The organism is Pseudomonas fluorescens NCIMB 11764, assembly GCF_000293885.2.
In the GTDB taxonomy this organism is placed as follows: Bacteria; Pseudomonadota; Gammaproteobacteria; order Pseudomonadales; family Pseudomonadaceae; genus Aquipseudomonas; species Aquipseudomonas fluorescens_B.
In genome coordinates this window covers 3,718,914-3,736,915 of sequence record NZ_CP010945.1, presented here as the reverse complement: position 1 = coordinate 3,736,915, position 18,002 = coordinate 3,718,914, and the positions used below count along the sequence as shown (strand labels likewise).

17 protein-coding genes are annotated in these 18,002 nt (G+C 60.9%); 4 read left to right on the top strand and 13 right to left on the bottom strand.

The features are described from left to right. Position 1 precedes the first annotated feature (1 nt). The 5 genes from B723_RS17285 to B723_RS17265 all read right to left on the bottom strand — a co-directional run bounded on the left by B723_RS17285 (position 2) and on the right by B723_RS17265 (position 7,810). The gene (locus B723_RS17285; protein ID WP_017337890.1) at positions 2-2,521 is read right to left on the bottom strand and encodes an efflux RND transporter permease subunit; all 2,520 of its coding nucleotides are present in this window, start codon (positions 2,519-2,521) and stop codon (positions 2-4) included. Between the two features lie 16 nt (positions 2,522-2,537). Beyond that, positions 2,538-3,614, bottom strand: a complete 1,077-nt coding sequence (locus B723_RS17280; RefSeq protein WP_017337889.1) for a WD40/YVTN/BNR-like repeat-containing protein — start codon at positions 3,612-3,614, stop codon at positions 2,538-2,540. Positions 3,615-3,711: 97 nt separating this feature from the next. Next, positions 3,712-5,070 (bottom strand): DUF1329 domain-containing protein, encoded by a 1,359-nt coding sequence (locus tag B723_RS17275; protein ID WP_017337888.1) that lies wholly within the window; start codon positions 5,068-5,070, stop codon positions 3,712-3,714. A 41-nt stretch (positions 5,071-5,111) separates the two neighbouring features. Continuing rightward, on the bottom strand, positions 5,112-7,115 hold the full coding sequence (locus B723_RS17270) for a DUF1302 domain-containing protein (protein WP_017337887.1): 2,004 nt from the start codon (positions 7,113-7,115) through the stop codon (positions 5,112-5,114). A 128-nt stretch (positions 7,116-7,243) separates the two neighbouring features. Beyond that, complete coding sequence (locus B723_RS17265) at positions 7,244-7,810, bottom strand: RBBP9/YdeN family alpha/beta hydrolase (protein WP_017337886.1); 567 nt, start codon at positions 7,808-7,810, stop codon at positions 7,244-7,246. Between the two features lie 356 nt (positions 7,811-8,166). Between B723_RS17265 and B723_RS17260 the strand changes: the two genes are divergently transcribed. Next, positions 8,167-9,219, top strand: coding sequence for an AraC family transcriptional regulator (locus B723_RS17260; RefSeq protein WP_017337885.1), 1,053 nt, complete (start codon positions 8,167-8,169; stop codon positions 9,217-9,219). Between the two features lie 127 nt (positions 9,220-9,346). Here B723_RS17260 and B723_RS17255 read toward each other — a convergent pair whose 3' ends face one another. The 8 genes from B723_RS17255 to B723_RS17220 form a co-directional block, all read right to left on the bottom strand. Further along, complete coding sequence (locus tag B723_RS17255; protein WP_017337884.1) at positions 9,347-10,357, bottom strand: YeiH family protein; 1,011 nt, start codon at positions 10,355-10,357, stop codon at positions 9,347-9,349. Then, a complete protein-coding gene (locus B723_RS17250; protein WP_017337883.1) occupies positions 10,354-10,680 on the bottom strand; it encodes a Rieske (2Fe-2S) protein in 327 nt (108 codons plus the stop codon). Before B723_RS17250 ends, B723_RS17255 begins: the two co-directional genes overlap by 4 nt. Beyond that, complete coding sequence (locus B723_RS17245; RefSeq protein ID WP_017337882.1) at positions 10,677-11,339, bottom strand: DsbA family oxidoreductase; 663 nt, start codon at positions 11,337-11,339, stop codon at positions 10,677-10,679. The genes B723_RS17250 and B723_RS17245 overlap by 4 nt, the downstream gene beginning before the upstream one ends. Further along, entirely contained in the window at positions 11,336-12,667 is a 1,332-nt protein-coding gene (locus B723_RS17240; RefSeq protein ID WP_017337881.1) for an MFS transporter, read from the bottom strand. The genes B723_RS17245 and B723_RS17240 overlap by 4 nt, the downstream gene beginning before the upstream one ends. Before the next feature lie 91 nt (positions 12,668-12,758). Further along, on the bottom strand, positions 12,759-13,811 hold the full coding sequence (locus B723_RS17235) for a 3-keto-5-aminohexanoate cleavage protein (RefSeq protein WP_017337880.1): 1,053 nt from the start codon (positions 13,809-13,811) through the stop codon (positions 12,759-12,761). An 87-nt stretch (positions 13,812-13,898) separates the two neighbouring features. Next, on the bottom strand, positions 13,899-14,747 hold the full coding sequence (locus B723_RS17230; RefSeq protein ID WP_017337879.1) for a TauD/TfdA dioxygenase family protein: 849 nt from the start codon (positions 14,745-14,747) through the stop codon (positions 13,899-13,901). A 14-nt stretch (positions 14,748-14,761) separates the two neighbouring features. Next, positions 14,762-15,742, bottom strand: a complete 981-nt coding sequence (locus tag B723_RS17225; RefSeq protein ID WP_017337878.1) for a quinone oxidoreductase family protein — start codon at positions 15,740-15,742, stop codon at positions 14,762-14,764. A 259-nt stretch (positions 15,743-16,001) separates the two neighbouring features. Continuing rightward, positions 16,002-16,289 carry a hypothetical protein gene (locus B723_RS17220; RefSeq protein WP_017337877.1) on the bottom strand — a complete coding sequence of 96 codons (288 nt, stop codon included), beginning with the start codon at positions 16,287-16,289 and terminating at the stop codon, positions 16,002-16,004. A 538-nt stretch (positions 16,290-16,827) separates the two neighbouring features. Here B723_RS17220 and B723_RS17215 point away from each other — a divergent pair. Genes B723_RS17215 through B723_RS17205 form a run of 3 tightly spaced genes read left to right on the top strand, consistent with a single transcriptional unit; the run spans position 16,828 to position 17,995 of the window. After that, the gene (locus B723_RS17215; protein WP_017337876.1) at positions 16,828-17,142 is read left to right on the top strand and encodes an ArsR/SmtB family transcription factor; all 315 of its coding nucleotides are present in this window, start codon (positions 16,828-16,830) and stop codon (positions 17,140-17,142) included. Next, a complete protein-coding gene (locus B723_RS17210; protein WP_017337875.1) occupies positions 17,139-17,579 on the top strand; it encodes a YeeE/YedE family protein in 441 nt (146 codons plus the stop codon). Before B723_RS17215 ends, B723_RS17210 begins: the two co-directional genes overlap by 4 nt. Continuing rightward, complete coding sequence (locus B723_RS17205) at positions 17,576-17,995, top strand: DUF6691 family protein (protein ID WP_017337874.1); 420 nt, start codon at positions 17,576-17,578, stop codon at positions 17,993-17,995. Before B723_RS17210 ends, B723_RS17205 begins: the two co-directional genes overlap by 4 nt. Positions 17,996-18,002: the final 7 nt, after the last annotated feature.

Here is an 18,002-nt window from a genome sequence, read left to right as displayed (position 1 = left end):
CTTACTCGGAAGTGGTCAGGGCATGGGGCATGCCAGGACGTTGAGAGATTTCGGTGTGATCGCCCTGCGCAACAGGACCGGGCTCAATCGCTCGTTCGCGCAGCAGGAAATAAGACAGGGCAGGAATCAGGATCAGCGCGCCGAGCATGTTCCACAGGAACATGAAGGTCAGCAGGATGCCCATGTCGGCCTGGAACTGGATCGGCGACCAGACCCAGCACACCACGCCGGCCGCCAGGGTGATGCCCACCAGCCCGACCACCCGGCCGGTGAAGGACACCGCATTGCGGTAGGCCTGGGACAGCGGCAAGCCCTGGCGCTGGAAGTGCAGTTGCACGCTGAGCAGGTACAAGGCGTAGTCAACACCGATGCCCACGCCGAGGGCGATCACCGGCAAGGTCGCCACCTTTACGCCGATACCCATGGCGACCATCAGCGCTTCGCAGAGGATCGAGGTCAGCACCAGCGGCAACAGCGCCACCAGCGTGGCGCGCCAGCTGCGGAAGGTGATCAGGCAAAACAGCGTCACTGCCGCGTAGACGTACAGCAACATGGTGCGATTGGCTTCGCGCACGACGATGTTGGTCGCCGCTTCGATGCCAGCGCTGCCGGCCGCCAACAGGAACTGACGCTCTTCGGTGCTGTTTTCCCTGGCGAACCTGTCGGCAATCGCCACCACCGCGTCCAACGTTTCAGCCTTGTGATCCTTGAGGAACGTGATCACCGGCATCAGCGAGCAGTTGTTGTTGAACAGCTCAGGCGAGTTGACCGAGGCTTGCTGCGCGGCGTAGTTGAGCACGTCCTGGTTGCGCTGGATGCTGTTGAGCTTGGGGTTGCCTTCATAGGTGCCGGCGGTGATCTGGCGCACGGCGTTGACCAACGAGGTCGTCGCCTGCACGCCCGGATACTGTTGCAGCTCCCAGGCCAGACGATCGGCAAGGACTAACGTCTTGTAGTTCAGGCAGCCTTCCGGCGGGGTTTTGATCATCACCGCGAACAGGTCGCTGGACAGCGCGTAATGCTGGGTGATGTAGGCGTTGTCGCGGTTGTAACGCGAGTCGGCACGCAGCTCAGGCGCACCGCTTTCGAGATCGCCGATCTTCAGGTTGAGGCTGACGATGAAGCCGCCGATGCCCATCAGCACAGCGACCAGAACTGCGCCGGTCGCCCACTGGGGGGTGGTGAAGCGGTCGAGCAGGTCCCAGAGTTTGCCGAAACCCCTGTGGTGTTCGGCGCGGGTGTCGATCTTCAGCGCGCGTTCCGCGGCCTTGGCGCCAACACCGACATAGGACAGCGCCACCGGCATCAGCAACAGCGAAGTAAAGATCAGCACGGCAACACCGATACTGGCGGTGACCGCCAGGTCCTGGATCACCGGAATGTCGATCAGCATCAGCACCGCGAAACCCACAGCATCGGCCAGCAACGCGGTGACGCCGGCGATGAACAAGCGGCGGAAGGTATAGCGCGCGGCGATCAGTCTATGAGTGCCACGGGCGATGTCCTGCATGATGCCGTTCATCTTCTGTGCGGCGTGGGACACGCCAATGGCGAAGATCAAAAACGGCACCAGCACCGAGTACGGGTCGATGGAATAACCGAGCCAGGCGACGATGCCCAGTTGCCAGACCACTGCAATCAGCGAGCAGCCGACCACCAGCAACGTACTGCGCACACAACGGGTGTACGCGTAGATGATCGCCAGCGAAGTGATGACCGCCAGGCCGAAAAACATCATCACCTGAATCAGGCCATCGATCAGGTCGCCCATCAGTTTGGCGAAACCGATGACCCGAACCTTGTAATGGCCCTTGCCCTCTTCTCCGGATTTGCGCGCCGCGCTGTCGCCGACGAACTCGATCTTGTCGCGCAACTGCTCCTCGAGCATCCGCGAGAACGCGTGATAGTTGATGGGCTGACCACCGGCGGCGGCTTTGTCCAGCAGCGGTACGATCAACATGCTCGACTTGAAGTCGCTGGCCACCAGGCTGCCAACCAGGCCGGCGCGGGAAATGTTCTGGCGCAGTTGTTCGATTTGTTCAGGCTGCCCGGAATAGGTATCGGGCATCACCGGACCACCCTGGAAACCTTCTTCGGTGACTTCGGTCCAGCGCACCGACGGGCTCCACAGGGATTTCATCCACGCGCGGTCGACGCCCTCGCTGAGAAACAACTGGTCATTGACCTGCTTGAGTACGTCGAGGTAGGCGGGGTCGAAAATATCACCCTGGGTGTTCTCGACCACCACGCGCACCGAGTTGCCCAAGCCCCGCAGCGACTGGCGGTTCTCCAGGAAATTCTGGATGTACGGTTGGCTCTGCGGAATCATTTTTTCGAAGCTGGGGCGCAGCTCCTGGCGTGTCACGGCCATGAAGCCCAGCACCACGGTGGCCAGTGCCATCAGCAGCATGAACAGCGGGCGGTAGTTGAACACCAGCCGTTCGAGGAGGTTGCCGGAGTGCCGGTCGAAATCCCGCAGCTCGCGGATGACCGGCATGGCGTCTTGTTTGATAGTGCCCATGTCAGGGTTCTCGCTCTTAGGGTTCGAGGGCTAGCGTTTGGGCACCACGGCTGCCCGCGACCACTAACGCACCCGCGGCGGACTGGGTGGCACCGGCGACCGGGGTCGGCACCGGTTGGCGCAGCAGGCGCAATTGCGCACCCGTGCCCCGGCTGACCAGCATCTGCCCACCTTGGGTGAACAGGCCGTAATTGCCACGGGCATCGATCAGGCCAGCGGTGATGCTGGTGTGCAGCCCGGTGTCGAGTGCCGTCCAGTCATGGCCGCCATCGGTGCTACGCAGGACGGTGCCGCGCAACCCATAGACGAGCACTTCGCCAGGCTTGCCGAGCACGCCGAAAAAGCTGCCTTGATAAGGCGTCGGCACGGCAGCGAAGCGTTGGGTGTTGTCATCCCATTTGAGCAACAGGCCTTGTTCGCCAGCGATGTACAACGCGTCGCCGGTGGAAGCGATGGCATTGAGGTGGAAACCTTGAGGGTTGTCGGTTCGATCCTGAAATGGCGTCCAGCTCTGGCCACCGTCCTCGGTGCGCAGGATAAGGTTGAACACGCCGACCACATAACCGACTTTGTCGTTGGCGAACCATGCGTCGAGCAGCGGTTTGTCTGCGCCCTGCTCGATCAACCGTTGGCCCTCGGCAACCCGCAACGGCCATTGCTCATTGCCCGGTTCGGCACTGGCCAACGCCGTGTAATGCTTGACCAGCACATCGCCGATCTGGCGGCCGTCGAGCTGCTTTTGCCAGGTCGCGCCGGCGTCACTGCTGTGCAGCACCACGCCGTCGTTGCCCACCGCCCAACCTTGGGTGGTGGTCGGAAAATTCACCGCGGTGAGATCGGCACTGACCGGTACGGCGGCCTGTTGCCAATGCTTGCCAGCATCATCGGAAAACAGGATATGGCCGCGCTGGCCGACGGCAATCACGCGCTCACCGGCGCGGGCCACGCCGGACAACGGGCTGTTGATGGCCAGGGCACTGACCCTGGAGGGCAGGTCCAGCACATCGATGTAATTAGCCGCGTGGGTCACGCCCTGTAGCACGCCGAGCACAACACCCAACGCCAGCTGCAAATAGTCTTTATACGAACACATACCGCTTCCTCTTCGGAAAACCTGGCGCCCGCGCCGTCGGCGCACGGTCCACCGCCTTGTGGGCAGTGGACCCTGTGGGCGCTTTTTTGCAGTTGGCTTAGCGAATGCCGCTGCCGGCCAGGGACTCCGATGACCATTGCGCCTTGGAAAGCGGATCGATGTACTTGATGCCGCCGTAAGGCCCGACCACGCCGTTGATGTTGTAGGAACCACCGACCAGGTCGTAGATCATGAAAGGCGTGGAATCCGGAATCTGCTTGTCGTAGCTCTGGCTGAGGAAGGCGAAGGAGCCACGGTACAACTGACCACGAGCGTCGTATTGATCCGAGGCCAGAGCGGTCCAGCTGTCTTCATCGAGGTAGAAGCGGCGCTTTTGATAGATGTGACGGGCGCCGGCCTTGAGGTTGCCCTCCACCACCCAGACGCGGTGTTTTTCCCAGCGCACAAAATCCGGTGCCAGGTGATTGGCGGTGGTCAACGACTTCGGATCCTGGGCGTAGGTCAACTTGTAGGTGTTGTAGGGCACGATCATTTCCTGCTTGCCCACCAGCTTCCAGTCGTAGCGGTCCAGCGCGCCGTTGAACACGAAAACATCGTCGTAGGTACCCGCGCCGGCGGTGCCTGGGTTAGGCGTGTCGTAGGCCAGGTTCGGTGCCAGTTTGACCCGACGCTGGCCCGGCAAGTACTGCCAGGCACGACGCGGTTGCGTCAGCGGGTTGGCGGCGTCCTTTAGCATTACCGCTTCGCCGGCCCGGCGCGCAGGGCCTGTGTAGGACAGCTTCATCTGGTAGTACACGTCGGCGCTGCTGATCGGCTGCGTCAGGTTTTCGTAGATCGGGTAGGAAATGAACGCCTGGCCGGTGGTGGCCAGGCTCGGCACACCGGCGGAGTCAACGTTCCAGGAGTCGTACTTGGAGTTGATGCTCACGCCTTGATAACGCAACAGGAAGTTCCACATCGCTTCGTTGCCCGACTGCGGGATCGGGAACGGCACACCCGGCAGCACGTTATCGATGGCCAGACCGCCTTCGAGAGACTTGGCGCCGCTGGCATTCTTCACGCCGTTGTCGAGGATGGCTTTGGGCAGCGAAACGGTGCGGTGGGTCGGGTAGACATCGACACGGAACGTCGGGAAACGCTTGGCCAGTTCCACCGTGGTGGCACTTAGCATGCCCTTGTACTGATCGACGTTTTTGCCGTCGATCACCAGCACTGGTTTTTCACTGGCATACGGATCCGGGCGCATGCTGTCACCGGATTTGAAACTGGCCGGGGCAGTGGTCAGGCCACCGTCGTAGGCGGGGATGGAACCATCAGCGTTCCCGGCCTTTTCGGCGCCCACCAGGGTCAGGCTGCTGCCCAATTTGGCAACGTCCTGGGTTGAAACAGCGGCCTGTGCCTGGGCGGCAAGGACCATGGCCAGAGAAGCGGCCAACACGGTTTTGGCGAATGTCATCTTGTTATTCTCCTGCTTGCATTGAGCAAATCAGTGGTGAATCAGAAAGTGGTTTTCATCGTCAGGTAAACGGCGCCACGGTCCTCAGTCGTTGCACCACCGCCGGAAAAGGCTGAGTAGCCACCGGCGTAACAGGCGTAGTTTTCGTTGCCGCTGAAAGCGTTCGGCGCAGCGCCGTCACCTCCGGTCGGGCCGGTACTCACGCCACTGACATCGCACTTGTCGGTCTTGCCGAAAGCGTCCACGTACTTCAGATCGACAAAGTATTTGTTGTACACAACGGCCCCGAGGCCGATGGCGTAGTTACCGGTGTCTTTGGCACCGCCACCGGAGACCGGTGACACGCCATCGAGACCGACGTTGATGGACATCGGCGCGTTGAGGTCGACACCGGGAAACACTTGGTACCAGGTCGGTGTGAAGTTGACCGCGATGCCCCAGTTGTCCCGGGTCGGCGCGTCGATGCCGCGATAGCTGTCCTTGCCTTTGTAGAGCGCCTCGTTCTTGCTATCGAGCTTGAGCAGGTTGCTGTAATACAGCTCGCCAAGCAGGGTTGCCGAATCGAACACGGGCGTTTTGGCAAAGGTCATCAGACCGTTGAGCGTCCAGTGCAAGGTGTCGCCGGTGGCGGCCATGCTGTCGCCCTTATGCGGGGTGTCATACACCACGCCGGTGGCCGCCGTACGCGCCGGCAACAGGCCAAGACCCGCACCCAGGCCCAGCGGACTGTTCGTACTGACAACCGCCGGAATACTGGCCAGCGGCATGTTGTGACGAATGTTCAGGTCAGAACCCACGCTCACCCCACCCACGTCCTTGGACAGGCTCAGGCCAACGATCTTGATGTTGTCGGCATAGGCCATCTGATAGGTGGCGGTGCTCAGCGAATTGAGGGTGTTGATCACCGCGGGTACCTGCCCTGCCGGACGGGTGCCGTTTGGATTGGCCGAACTCAGGCCTCTGGCATCCAGCCAGGCTTGCGGCAGTATTTCCGAGGTTTCGCGGTAGTAAATGCCGAGGGCGCCGTCCAGCCAGGCCGGTGACCACTTGGCCATAACGCCCCAGTCGCCGCGTTTGTCCGGCGTCAGGTCGTGACCGCGACGCACGTTGGTCAAGCCGTTGCACGGCGCCAGGCCACAGCCCAGCGGGCTGCCCGGGACCACGCCATTGGTGTTGCCCAACAGGAACGACTGCGCACCAAAACCGACCAGATCGGAACCCCCGTAATAGGTGCCTGCTTCCGGCAGGCGCGCGGCGTCCCAATCGAGGAAATACTGGGCGCCCACGGTCAGTTCGGGATTGACCGTGAATGACATCGACAGCTGGTTGCGCGGAACGAACAGTTCCTTCGCTTCAGTGCCCGGCGACGCAGCCAGCTTGGCCAGGTCGAGGCCGGACTGGCCGTAGCTGATCGAGTGCACCGGGTTGAGAATGGTCTCGCCCCAGAACACGTTGTGCTGGCCGGCCTTGACGCTCAGCAGCGACTCCTCGCCCACTTCGGTGCTGTAGAACACGAAGGCATCGAGGATTTCGCCGGACGGACCGGTGTAGTAGCGCCGGGCGTAGTTGCTCAGGTGCGGGCTGCCATTGCCGACGTTGTCGCCGGTGACCGCGGCCAGACGTGGGTCGTTGGCGACCAGCCCCGACCTCGCACCGTTGCCGTTGACGAACGGGTTGGAATTGGAACCGGTGTTCTCATAGGCCTTGTCGTACCAACTGGCAGCGCTGACGCGAAAACCCATGTGGTTCTGGTACACCACATCCATCTCGGTCAACAGGTCGATACGGTTGGTGATGTTGGTCCCGGCCTTGCGGAAGTTGTAGTCGCCGTCGTTGTTGTTTGGCGTTGCCAGCATGCGCTTGTCGGCGCTTTCGGTGCGTACGCCGTAGTTGTACTTCACGGTGTTATCAAGACGCACGGTCCAGTCCGGGTTACCTGTATCGACCTCGACCGCCTGCGCGACCGGCACGGCAGCGGCCAGAATGGCCGAGGCCAACAAGGTGTAACGCGAGGGTGCGAACCCGTGACGCTGATTGTTGTGCATTGCGTTGTCTCCGCCTTTTTGTATTTGTTTTAAGCGCAGCCGCCCTCGCGCAACCCCTTGTTCCAGGGGTTTACGTTTTTCAGGAGTGAGGGCAAATGCCGGATGGCGCGAACCAACCGGCGCCTGAACTAGCGATCCAGCTCGAGGATGAGTGCTTCGGCATGTGGCCAGTACCCAAACCCGGCAGCAGGATTGAGATGACCGACTTCGCCGACATTAAGCAGTTCGCTGCCCCAGCCTTCGGCCATGCGCGTGACGGCGCCCAGGCTGGCGAGATGGTCGTTGGTACTGGCGGCCACCAGACTGCGAAACGGCAACCGGCCTTTGGGTAGAGGGTCCCAACCCTGGGCACGCAGGGTTTCAGCGGATGGGTAGCCTTGCGGCCATGGGGCATCAAGGTCCGGCGGAGCGGCCAGCAACGCGCCTTTGATCGGCCGGCTGTGCCGCGCAGCCCAGTGCGCGACCATCAGCACACCGGCGCTGTGAGCGACCAGAATCACCGGCCCGTCGATCTGCGCAAGGGTGTGTTGAATCGCTTCGACCCGCTTGGCGCAATCGAGCTTGTCGGTTTCCAGCGGCGGCACACTGCGCACTTTGCACAGCCTGGCTTCAAGCAGCGTTTGCCAATGCTCGGCTACGTGCTCGCGCAGACCCGGTACAATCAGAACGGTTGCGGCAGTTTGCAGTTTGTCCACTTCAACACCTTCGCTTTCTCGATGACTCGACTGGCTCTATTCGCCAGGGGCTTTTTGTAGGACTGACATTAAAGAGCCCCCGCCCGAGGTGCTTTTCATTGGACGTCAGGCACTTTTCTTTTCATGACAAATTTCCAGGTATCGGCGCGCACCGACCACTGGTCGAAAATCCCCGCAGGTTCTCTGCAGCTCACTGTAATCAATGGGTGAGCGTCGATTGCTCCACGACAACGGAGGTGATTGCGGACAGAATCGGGCGAACGCCCTCGACACCATCACAACTGTTAAATTGCTGATGTGCTGGATATAGTCGCCACGCTCATTTGAATCGCAACCGGCCCAGGAAAGACCTTCGCATGCCCAAGCTTGTTCGCGCCGCCGTCTTGACCAACTACCTGGAGGTCACTCAGTACCTGGGGTTCAACCCGCGCGATGTACTGGCCGGCGTCGGCTTGAGCAAAGCCCTGCTGCAAGCCCCTGAGCATCGCATTCCCATCGATGCCGCCGTGCGTCTGCTGGAGGATTCGGCCGCCGCCAGCGGCTGCCAGAGCTTCGGCCTGAGCATGGCCGAGTCACGCCAGCTCTCGGACTTCGGCGTGGTCAGCCTGCTGCTCAGCCACCAGCGTACGCTGCGCGATACGTTGCAAGTGTTGGTGCATTACCGCCATCTGATGAACGATTCGCTGGCGCTCTTCATCGAAGAGACCGGCAAGATGGTGATCATCCGCGAAGAGGTGGTTACGGAATCGCCGATGCCCTGCCGACAAGCCAATGAACTGGCAATCGGGGTGATGTTCCGTCTATGCGCCGCCCTGCTCGGCGCACACTGGCAACCCTACAGTGTCAACTTCACGCACCAGCCTCCCGAGAACCTGCAACTGCATCGCCGTCTGTTCGGCTGCAAACTGGAGTTCGGCAGCGAGTTCAATGGCATTGTCTGTCCCAATACCAGCCTCGACATGACCAACCCCCATGCCGACCCGGCCATGGCGCGCTACGCCCAGCGTTACCTGGACTCGCTGCAGAGTCATGAAGGCCCTTCGATGCTGTTCGAGGTGCGCAAAGCCATCTACCTGTTGTTGCCGATGGGCCGCGCCACCATCGAACAGATCGCCCAGACCCAGGGCATGAACGTCCGGACGTTGCAGCGCCGTCTCAAAGACGACGGTTGCGCCTTCAATGACTTGATCAATGACGTGCGCCGCGACCTGGTGTTGCGCTACCTGGACAATCCGAATTACTCGTTGGGGCGCATAGCCGACATGCTCGGCTATTCGATGGCGAGTTCCTTCACACGCTGGTTCATCACCCAGTTCGGTATGCCGCCCGCTGCCTGGCGCAGCGCGCAAAAGCATACCGTCAAACCACCGCCGGACCTGATCACCCTGCCCGGTTCCAGCGAACGCTGAACCGAACGGCATGCAAAAAAAAAAGCGACGACTGCTGGTACAGTCGCCGCAAAAGAACCGGTGTCCGTGACACCGGCCGAGGAGTCCTGTGGCGAGGGAGCTTGCGCCCTCCTCACAATGTGTGTGCCTACATTCCCCAACGCAGCAACAGCAGCACCAGCACAACGAGGAACACCGTCTCCCCCACCATCAGCAGGATCGGCTTGATACCCACGGCCGCCAGCTCCTTGAGTTGGGTTTTCATGCCCAGGGCGCTGATGGAAACCACCAGGCACCAGCGCGACAATTCATTGACCGATCCCTGCACCACCGGGGCCACCCAGCCGGTACTGTTGATACAGGCCAGAATCAGAAACCCGACGGCGAACCAGGGCAGCAGCGGTGGCCGTTTACCGGTCGGGTCCGCGCCCTGCAGGCGGGTAATCATGGCGGCACAGACAATCACCGGCAGCAGCATGGCGACCCGCATCAGCTTGACCACCGTGGCCGTATCGCCGGTCTCGGTCGACAGGCTGTAGCCGGCACCGACCACCTGAGCGACATCGTGGATGGTCGCGCCCAGGAACACGCCGGCCAGTTGTGGCGACAACGACAGCCCATTGGCAATCATCGGGTACACGATCATCGCCAGGGTCGACAGCGCCGACACCCCGATCACCGTGAACAGCGTCGCGCGTTCTTTCTGCGGATGATTGGGCAACGCTGCCGCCAGCGCCAATGCAGCCGATGCACCACAAATCGCCGTGGCTCCACCGGTGAGCATGCCGAACAAACGCTGAAAGCCCAGGGCCTTGGCGGCGATCACCGAAACGCCGATGGTCACCACCACCAGAATCACCACCAGCGCCACGGGCTTCCAGCCCAGCGCCGCCATCTGTTCAAGGGTGATGCGCATGCCCAGCAGCGCCACGCCGACGCGCAACACGGTGCGCGCCGTGAATTCGATGCCGGCCTTGCAGGCGCCGTCCCCGGCCAGGAAGTTCAGTGCCATGCCCAACAGCAAGGCAAACAGCATCACCGGCGCGCCGTAGTGCTCGGACAAAAAGGACGCGGCCGCCGCCACGATCAGACTGACGACAAAACCCGGTGCCAGTTCGCGCGTTCGGCTGTGGATTCGGGTGAGAGCGATGGCGCTCATGGCGTGGCCTCCTCGGGAACAATGACGATGAATGCCTGGTCGTCGATGATCTCGACCGGGTAGTTGGTGACTTTGATTGCGGTGGAATTGAGCAGGTAACCGCTGCGCAGATCGAAGCGCAGCCCATGGGCGCAACACTGAATCACCCGCCCCTCAAGGCGCCCGCCGCACAGCGAGGCGCCCTGGTGCGGGCAACTGTCGTCGATGGCGAACATGTCACCTTCGACGTTGAACAGCGCCAGGCTTTTGTCATCGAATTCGAACAGTGCACGACCGCCCGCCTGCGGGAGTTTTCCGGCAGGCACAGGGATACGCCGGATCATGCAGGTTGCCGCTCGTGATCACTTTCCTTGAGTGACTCGTTCATGGCTTCGAGCAGCGCCTGTGCAGGTTGTGCACCGATCAGCGTCATCCGGCGGTCGAACTGAAAGCTCGGCACGCCACTCGCCGCGCCGGGGAAGCCTTCAAAGGGCGTGGCGTCGCCCTTCAGGCAATCGAGCACCACGTCCGCGTCGACGCCGCAGGAGCGGACAATGGCGAGCAAAGTCTCGCGGCACCCAAGGTTTTCGCGTTTGCGGAAATAAGCGGCGAACAGCCGTTCGAGCAACATTTCACGCTGAGTAGCATTGCCCAGTACGCTGACTCGTTCGAACAAACGGTGGGCGTCTGCTGTGTTGGGCATCGTCTCGATACGGCTGAGGTCGATGGTCAGTCCAACCGCTGCGGCAGCTTGCTGTACCTGGGTTTGGCGCATGGTCATAGCCGCGGCATTGCCCAGACGTTTGCGGTAGAAGTCGGCGAAGGGCTCACCTTGTACCGGCAACTGAGGCAGCAACTGCACGCCATGCCACACCGTGGTGATCTGCACATCCGGGTGGCGACTGCGAAACTGTACCTGCGCATGCTCCAGTTGACGCTTGCCAATCAGGCACCAGGGACAGATGAAATCGAAAAACACATCAATACGTAGACGACCACTCACAACTTCACCTCTAACACGGATTCACCCACCGGGTCGTTGACCCGTTCGCCCTTAAGCCGGGCAATGTCCTTGTGGTAATGACACTTGGCATAAAAAAACACGGCCGCTGCCGCGAGGCTGACCAAGGGCACCCACTGGAAAGCGGCATGCAGACCGATCTGGTCGGACACCCGACCGGTGATGAACGGCCCCGGCGCCAGCCCCAGCATGTTGTTGGCCAGTGTCAGTGTGGCGAAGGCCGTGCCATGGACCGAGTAATGGGTCAGATTGGCGACCATTGCGCCGCAAGGGCCGGTGGTGCCGGTGGCGATCAACATCCCCAGGCAAATCAACAGCAACTGCACCGGCCCTGCCTGCAAGGCAAACGCCGCCGACAACAGCAGGCAACTGCCCAGGCAGAATCCGATGGCCAGGCTGACTTTGCGCTCGGGCGAGTGACGGCACAGGCGATCGCTGAGCATGCCGCACAGAATCATTCCCGCGCCGCTGCACAGGACAATGATCGCCGCCATGCCGCCGGCTTTGTCCGTCGGCATGTCGTAGTAACGATTGAGGTAGCTGGGAATCCACACCATCACCGTGCCGCCGACGAACAACTGCAAGCCGCTGGCGACGTAGGTCGCCACCACCGAACGACTGGACCACAGCGTGCGCAACGGCCGTTTGATGGCCACGGTTGCCTTGTTTGCCATCTGGGCGGCACGTTGCGGTGCGATGCGCGCTTCCTTGACGATGATCGGGTAAAGCACCGCCAGCACCAGCCCAAACAGCGACATACCGGCGAACGACCAGCGCCAGCCCAGCTTGGCCGCAATGGCACCGCCCAATGCCATGCCCAACACCGAGCCGAACATGCCGCCCGCCATGAAGGCACTGGCCAGGGTGGCGCGCATGTGTTTCGGGAACACCGAAATCACCACAGCGATGCCGACGCTGCCATAAGCCGCTTCACCGACGCCGACCATGAACCGGGCAATGAACATTTGCTGGTAATCCTGCGCCAATGCGCAGCCCAGCGTGGCCAGGCTCCACAGCAGCGCCATCAGCGCAAGGCTCTTGACTCGTCCAAAGCGGTCAGCCATCAACGACAGCGGGAATGTCAGCAGGCCGACCATCAGGGCAACGATGCCGCTGAGTAACCCGAGCTGGCCGTCGCTCAGGGCCCACTCGCCCTTGAGCAGCGGGAATACCGCGTTCAATACCTGACGCGACATGTAATCGGAAATCAACAGGCCGAACGTCAATGCAAAAACGATCCAGGCATATTGGCGCGACACGCCGACGCAACCTGCGTCGTCATCGTCGGTGGCGATTGGGTGAAAGGCCATGCAGCCTCCTCAAAGCTTTGTTTTATTGTTGTTATCAAGCGTGTTGCAGTGCAGCGAGCGGGAGGCCATGGCCCCCCGCTTCGTCTGCCGATCAGCCGCGTTGCGGAACACCTTTCTGCCCAGCCTTGCGGTTGGGCGCCATACCGTTGGCCAGCAGGGTTTCTTCGATGCTCTGGTACTGCACGCCGATGCGGTAGATCTCTCGGGCTTCTTTACCCGTGGCGATCTCGCGACCCAGTTCATGTGCGATACGAACGGTCTGCTCGATCTGCGCCACCGAGCCGAAACGATCGCCCTTGTGATCAATGATAGTGTCTTCATTGCCCACACGCGGGTGCATACCCATGGCCATCGACAGGGTGTTGAACGGCATGACGTTCTTGAGCAGCGACTCGGAAGTCAGGGTGCAACCGTCCGGCACGCGGTGGATGAAGTTGAAGAAGTTGAACGGATTGGGGCCATCGAAACCGCCGCCGATGCCGATCCAGGTCAGGTTCAACGGGCCCTTGTAGACGCCCTTGCGCACCAGGCGCTCAAGGGTTTCCAGGGCGTGCATGCCGGTCAGCTGGAAGTGCGGCTGGATGCCGTTGTCCATCAGGCGCTTGAGGTGCTCGGCAACCCAGGCCGGGCCGGCGGGTACGGTCATTTCGCTGTAGGCCGCCTTGATCAAGGGGTTGTCCAGAGAAGTACCCTTCAGATACTCCGGGTACAGCAACTCCATGATGTTCATCTGGGTGGTGTTGATCGCCACCGTGACCTGATCCGGTTTTGGCGTCAGCTCGGCCAGCATGTGACGGGTGTCGTCGGACAGCCATTTGGCCGCTTCGCCATCGCTTTCCGGGGCGAAGGAAATCGAGCCGCCGACCTGGATGATCATGTCCGGTACGGCTTCACGCACACCGGCGATCAGCTCGTTGAATTTCGACAGTCGCTTGGAACCCTTGCCGTCCAGTTCACGCACATGCAAGTGGAGAACCGTGGCCCCGGCTTCATAGCAATCGACTGCCTTCTGGACCTGCTCGTCCATGGTCAGCGGGATGTCTTCGGGAAAGTCCTCCGGCATCCATTCCGGGCCGTACGGAGCCACGGTGATGACCACCTTTTCCATGTTTTCCGGGTGCAGGGAATCGTCGAAGAATTGCATGGGTTACTCCTGTTCTTATGATTGTTGCGCCCACCCGGAATCGTGCCGGGCAGACGTGTCTACGAGTGCATATGCAGAAGGGGTCGATCAGTAAGTCTTGTCGCCGATGATTCCGGCACGCTCCATCTTGCGATGACACGGCGGGTAATCCATGACGGCGTAGTGCTGGGTACTGCGGTTGTCCCAGATGGCGATGCTGTTGGGCTTCCAGCGCCAGCGCACCTGATATTCGGGGATATAGGCCTGGCTGATCAGGTAGCGCAGCAGCTCGCTTGCGCCCGGGTTGGCGTCCTGGCCAAAACGCACCCGCTCGGGGGTGTGGTAGTTGCTCAAGTGGGTGGTAAAGGCGTTGACGAACAGCACCTTTTCCAAGGTTTCCGGGTGGGTGCGCACCACCGGATGCTCGGCATCCGGGTACATCGCCTTGAGCGCCAGACGTTTTTCAATCGGCATGGCGGCACCGAAACTGGCTTCGATACTGTGACGGGCACGCAGGTCGGCGATCTTCACCTTCACGTCTTCCGGCAAGCGCGCATAGGCCTCGACCATGTTGGCCCACATGGTGTCGCCGCCCACCGGAGGGCACTCTACACAGCGCAGCACGCAGCCCATCGGCGGCGCCTCGCGCCAGGTCGCGTCGGTGTGCCAGGCATTTTCGTAGCGGTCCATCGGCTGGTCCGGGTTCTTGTAGATGCGCACCAACCCAGGATGATCCGGATCGCTGCCGGCCACCGGATGGTCTTCCAACTCGCCAAAGCGGCGAGCGAAGGCCACATGCTCGTCGCGAGTGATGTCCTGATCGCGCAGGAACACCACTCGATGCTTGAGCAACTGAGCACGAATCTCGGCAAAAAGATCGTCGTCATGGACCGCGTCGGCGAGGTTGACGCCTACCAGCTCCGCACCAATGCTGCAGGTCAATTGTTCGACTTTCATGGCAGGCAACTCCCCTAAATGACGAATATCGATGAGCCAGTGGTGTTGCGTGATTCCAGGTCGCGATGGGCCTGTACGGCGTCCTGCAAGGCATAGTGCTGGTTGATCTCGATCTTGATCCGACCGCTGCCGACATGGTCGAACAACTCGCCCGCCAACGCGGCTTTTTCCGCCGGGTCGGCGATGTAATCGGCCAGGGCTGGGCGGGTCAGGAACAACGAGCCTTTCATCGCCAGCAGTACCGGATCGAAGGCCGGGATAGGACCGGATGCCGTACCGACGCAGACCATCAGGCCACGACGCTTGAGCGAATCCAGCGACCCCATGAAGGTGTTCTTGCCGACACTGTCGAAAACCACGTTGACCCCCTCGCCGTCCGTCAGCTCGCGAACGCGCTGGGCGACGTCTTCATGGCTGTAGTTGATGACATGCTCGCAGCCATGGGCCCGGGCAATGTCAGCCTTCGCCTCGGTGGACACCGTGCCAATGACGTTCAGGCCGAGCAGCTTGGCCCACTGCGAAACGATCAGGCCCACACCACCGGCGGCGGCGTGCAGCAGAATACTGTCGCCGGCCTTGAAATCGTAAATGCGTCGCATCAGGTACGACGAGGTCAGGCCACGCATGGTCATGGCAGCGGCGGTCTCGAAACTGATTGTTTCCGGCAGCTTGATCAGCGGCGCGGCCGGGATCAGACGCTCGGTGCTGTAGGCACCCAATGTATTGAGAAAACCGGTGTAGGTGACGCGATCACCCACGCGCACATGGGTAACCCCCTCGCCGATGGCCTGGACCACCCCGGAGGCCTCCACCCCCATGCCGTTGGGCATCGGAATCGGGTAAGTGCCATTGCGAAAGTAGGTGTCGGCATAGTTCAGGCCCACCGCCACATGACGAAGACGAACCTGGCCCGGACCGGGGTCGCCGACCTCGACCTCTTCACAACGAAGGACTTCGGGACCACCGGTTTCGTAGAAGCGTACGGCGTTGGCCATTTTTTCTTATTCTCCAGTCTCAAGTTGGGGCGTGCTGCGTCGAATTGCGCTGATTGGACTGTAGGACGCCGTCTGGCGAGTCGCTTCTCATCAGACGACAATGGCTTTTCATTTCATGACAGAGGGCTGCGACGACGCCCTGTCTCGCACTGTCCGGTTATCGACGTCCAGGCCTTCCCGAGGGCTGCCCCGGCCACAGGTGAATTCGAGGCGTAAAAAAGCCCGCGCTGTGCGGGCTATTGAAATGATCCGAACATGGTCAGGCGCCGGATTCCGGATCGCTCGCCGGCATGCCGCGAGCCTCCTTATGATCTTCATCCTGATCCGGATTATCGACGCGACCGCTCGTTCCAGCGTCGGGATGCTCACTCGATACCGAGTTGTTGGCCTCCACGTCGGTCATATCTTCATCAACAGGGGCTCCGTCGTCCGGCTGCAACGGAATCCCTGGCTCATCCCTTTCAGGGTCATGGCCGGTTTCGTTGTCCGCCGTGCGCGTCACGCTCTGTTGGGATCTGTTGCCAGGTGCATTCTCGTCAATTTCCATGGTGACTCTCCGCTCTCACGCCCGGGTGAATCCGTGCTTAAACGTGAGAGAGCCACACCGCGCTCAAGTGCCCGGCATTGGACGAATGGCGAAAACCAACAACCCGGCACAGTGGCCGGGCAGTCAAGAAAGTAAGCCCACCCTGACCAGTTGCGGCCACTCAGCATTTCTCTGAAACAGCTGGCAGGGCGAACTGCTGCACCTTATTCGAGTGCGGCTTTCCCGTATATCAGCTTTTCCCTGATACCCGCCGTCAGCCTTCTCCGCACATGTCACGTACACGGAAAAGACCAATGCTGTGAACATTGGCCTTAGTCATTGAAAAATATGCTCGGGACGGCGTGATTCGAACAAACAGGCGTTGGTGCGAAGAATCAGGTCAATGCGACGTCGGCGCCAACACCCAAGCCTCGCCCAGAGCCCGTGACTAGCCCTCCCCGATCTCGCCTGCCAGTGACCAGCGCAAATCAATGCCACCAAACACTTTATTTTTTTATATACTATAATTTAGCAAACTGATTAATTAGTGACCAATCGTATGCCCGAATCAGATATCCAGCAGCTACACGCCAATGCCGATGCTGCCAGCCAATTCCTTAAAGCCCTGGCCAATCCGGATCGCTTGATCCTCCTGTGCCAGCTATCCCAAGGCGAGCGCAATGTCAGCGATCTCGAGTCACTGCTGGGGATACAGCAACCGACTCTCTCTCAACAGCTGGCAGTGCTTCGTCGCGAAGGGCTGGTGGAGACCCGCCGCGACGGAAAGCAGGTGTTCTATCGCATCAGCAGTCCCGCAGCATTGGCAGTCATCCAAACCTTGTATCAACATTTTTGCGCCGGAGAAATGTCATGAATGTCGACTGGCTCAACTTCACTCCCTGGTCATCCCTTGCCGGTGGCGCATTGATTGGCATGGCGGCCAGTCTATTCGTCGTCGCCAACGGGCGTATCGCAGGCATCAGCGGCCTGATCGGCAGTCTTTTACAGCGCGGGAGCGAGGGGGTAAGTGAGAAAGCACTTTTTCTCCTGGGCCTGCTCATCGCGCCACTTCTATGGGGCTTGTTCGCTGCGCTGCCGCAGATTGAGTTCCAAAGTGGCTGGTTCGGGCTGATCGCCGCCGGTGTATTGGTGGGCATCGGCACACGATACGGATCAGGCTGCACCAGTGGTCATGGGGTATGCGGCCTGTCGCGCCTTTCGCCGCGATCGATGGTCGCCACTGGGTGTTTCATGTTCAGTGGTTTCGCCACAGTGTTTGTCTTGCGTCATCTGCTGGAGGGCTGGACATGATCAAACTGACCGCATTCATTGCTGGCCTGCTGTTCGGCCTGGGCCTGCTTCTGGCAGGCATGGCCAACCCCAGCAAAGTACTCGCTTTCCTGGATTTAACCGGTGCCTGGGACCCTTCCTTGGGGTTGGTCATGGTGGGAGCCATTGGCGTGGCTTTTGGCCCGCTGACCTGGGCCCGCCGACAATCCAGCTCGCTGCTGGGGAGGCCAATGCAGCTACCGGTCAAACGTGAGTTGGACCCGCGCTTGATTGGCGGGAGCCTGTTGTTCGGCATCGGCTGGGGAATAGCGGGCATCTGTCCTGGCCCCGCAGTGGCCATTCTGCTGACAGGACACTGGCAAGTGATCGTGTTCATGTTGGCCATGCTGGCCGGCATGTTGTTGTTTACTGCGCTGGAGAGCCGGCGCAGCCATTGATCGGGAG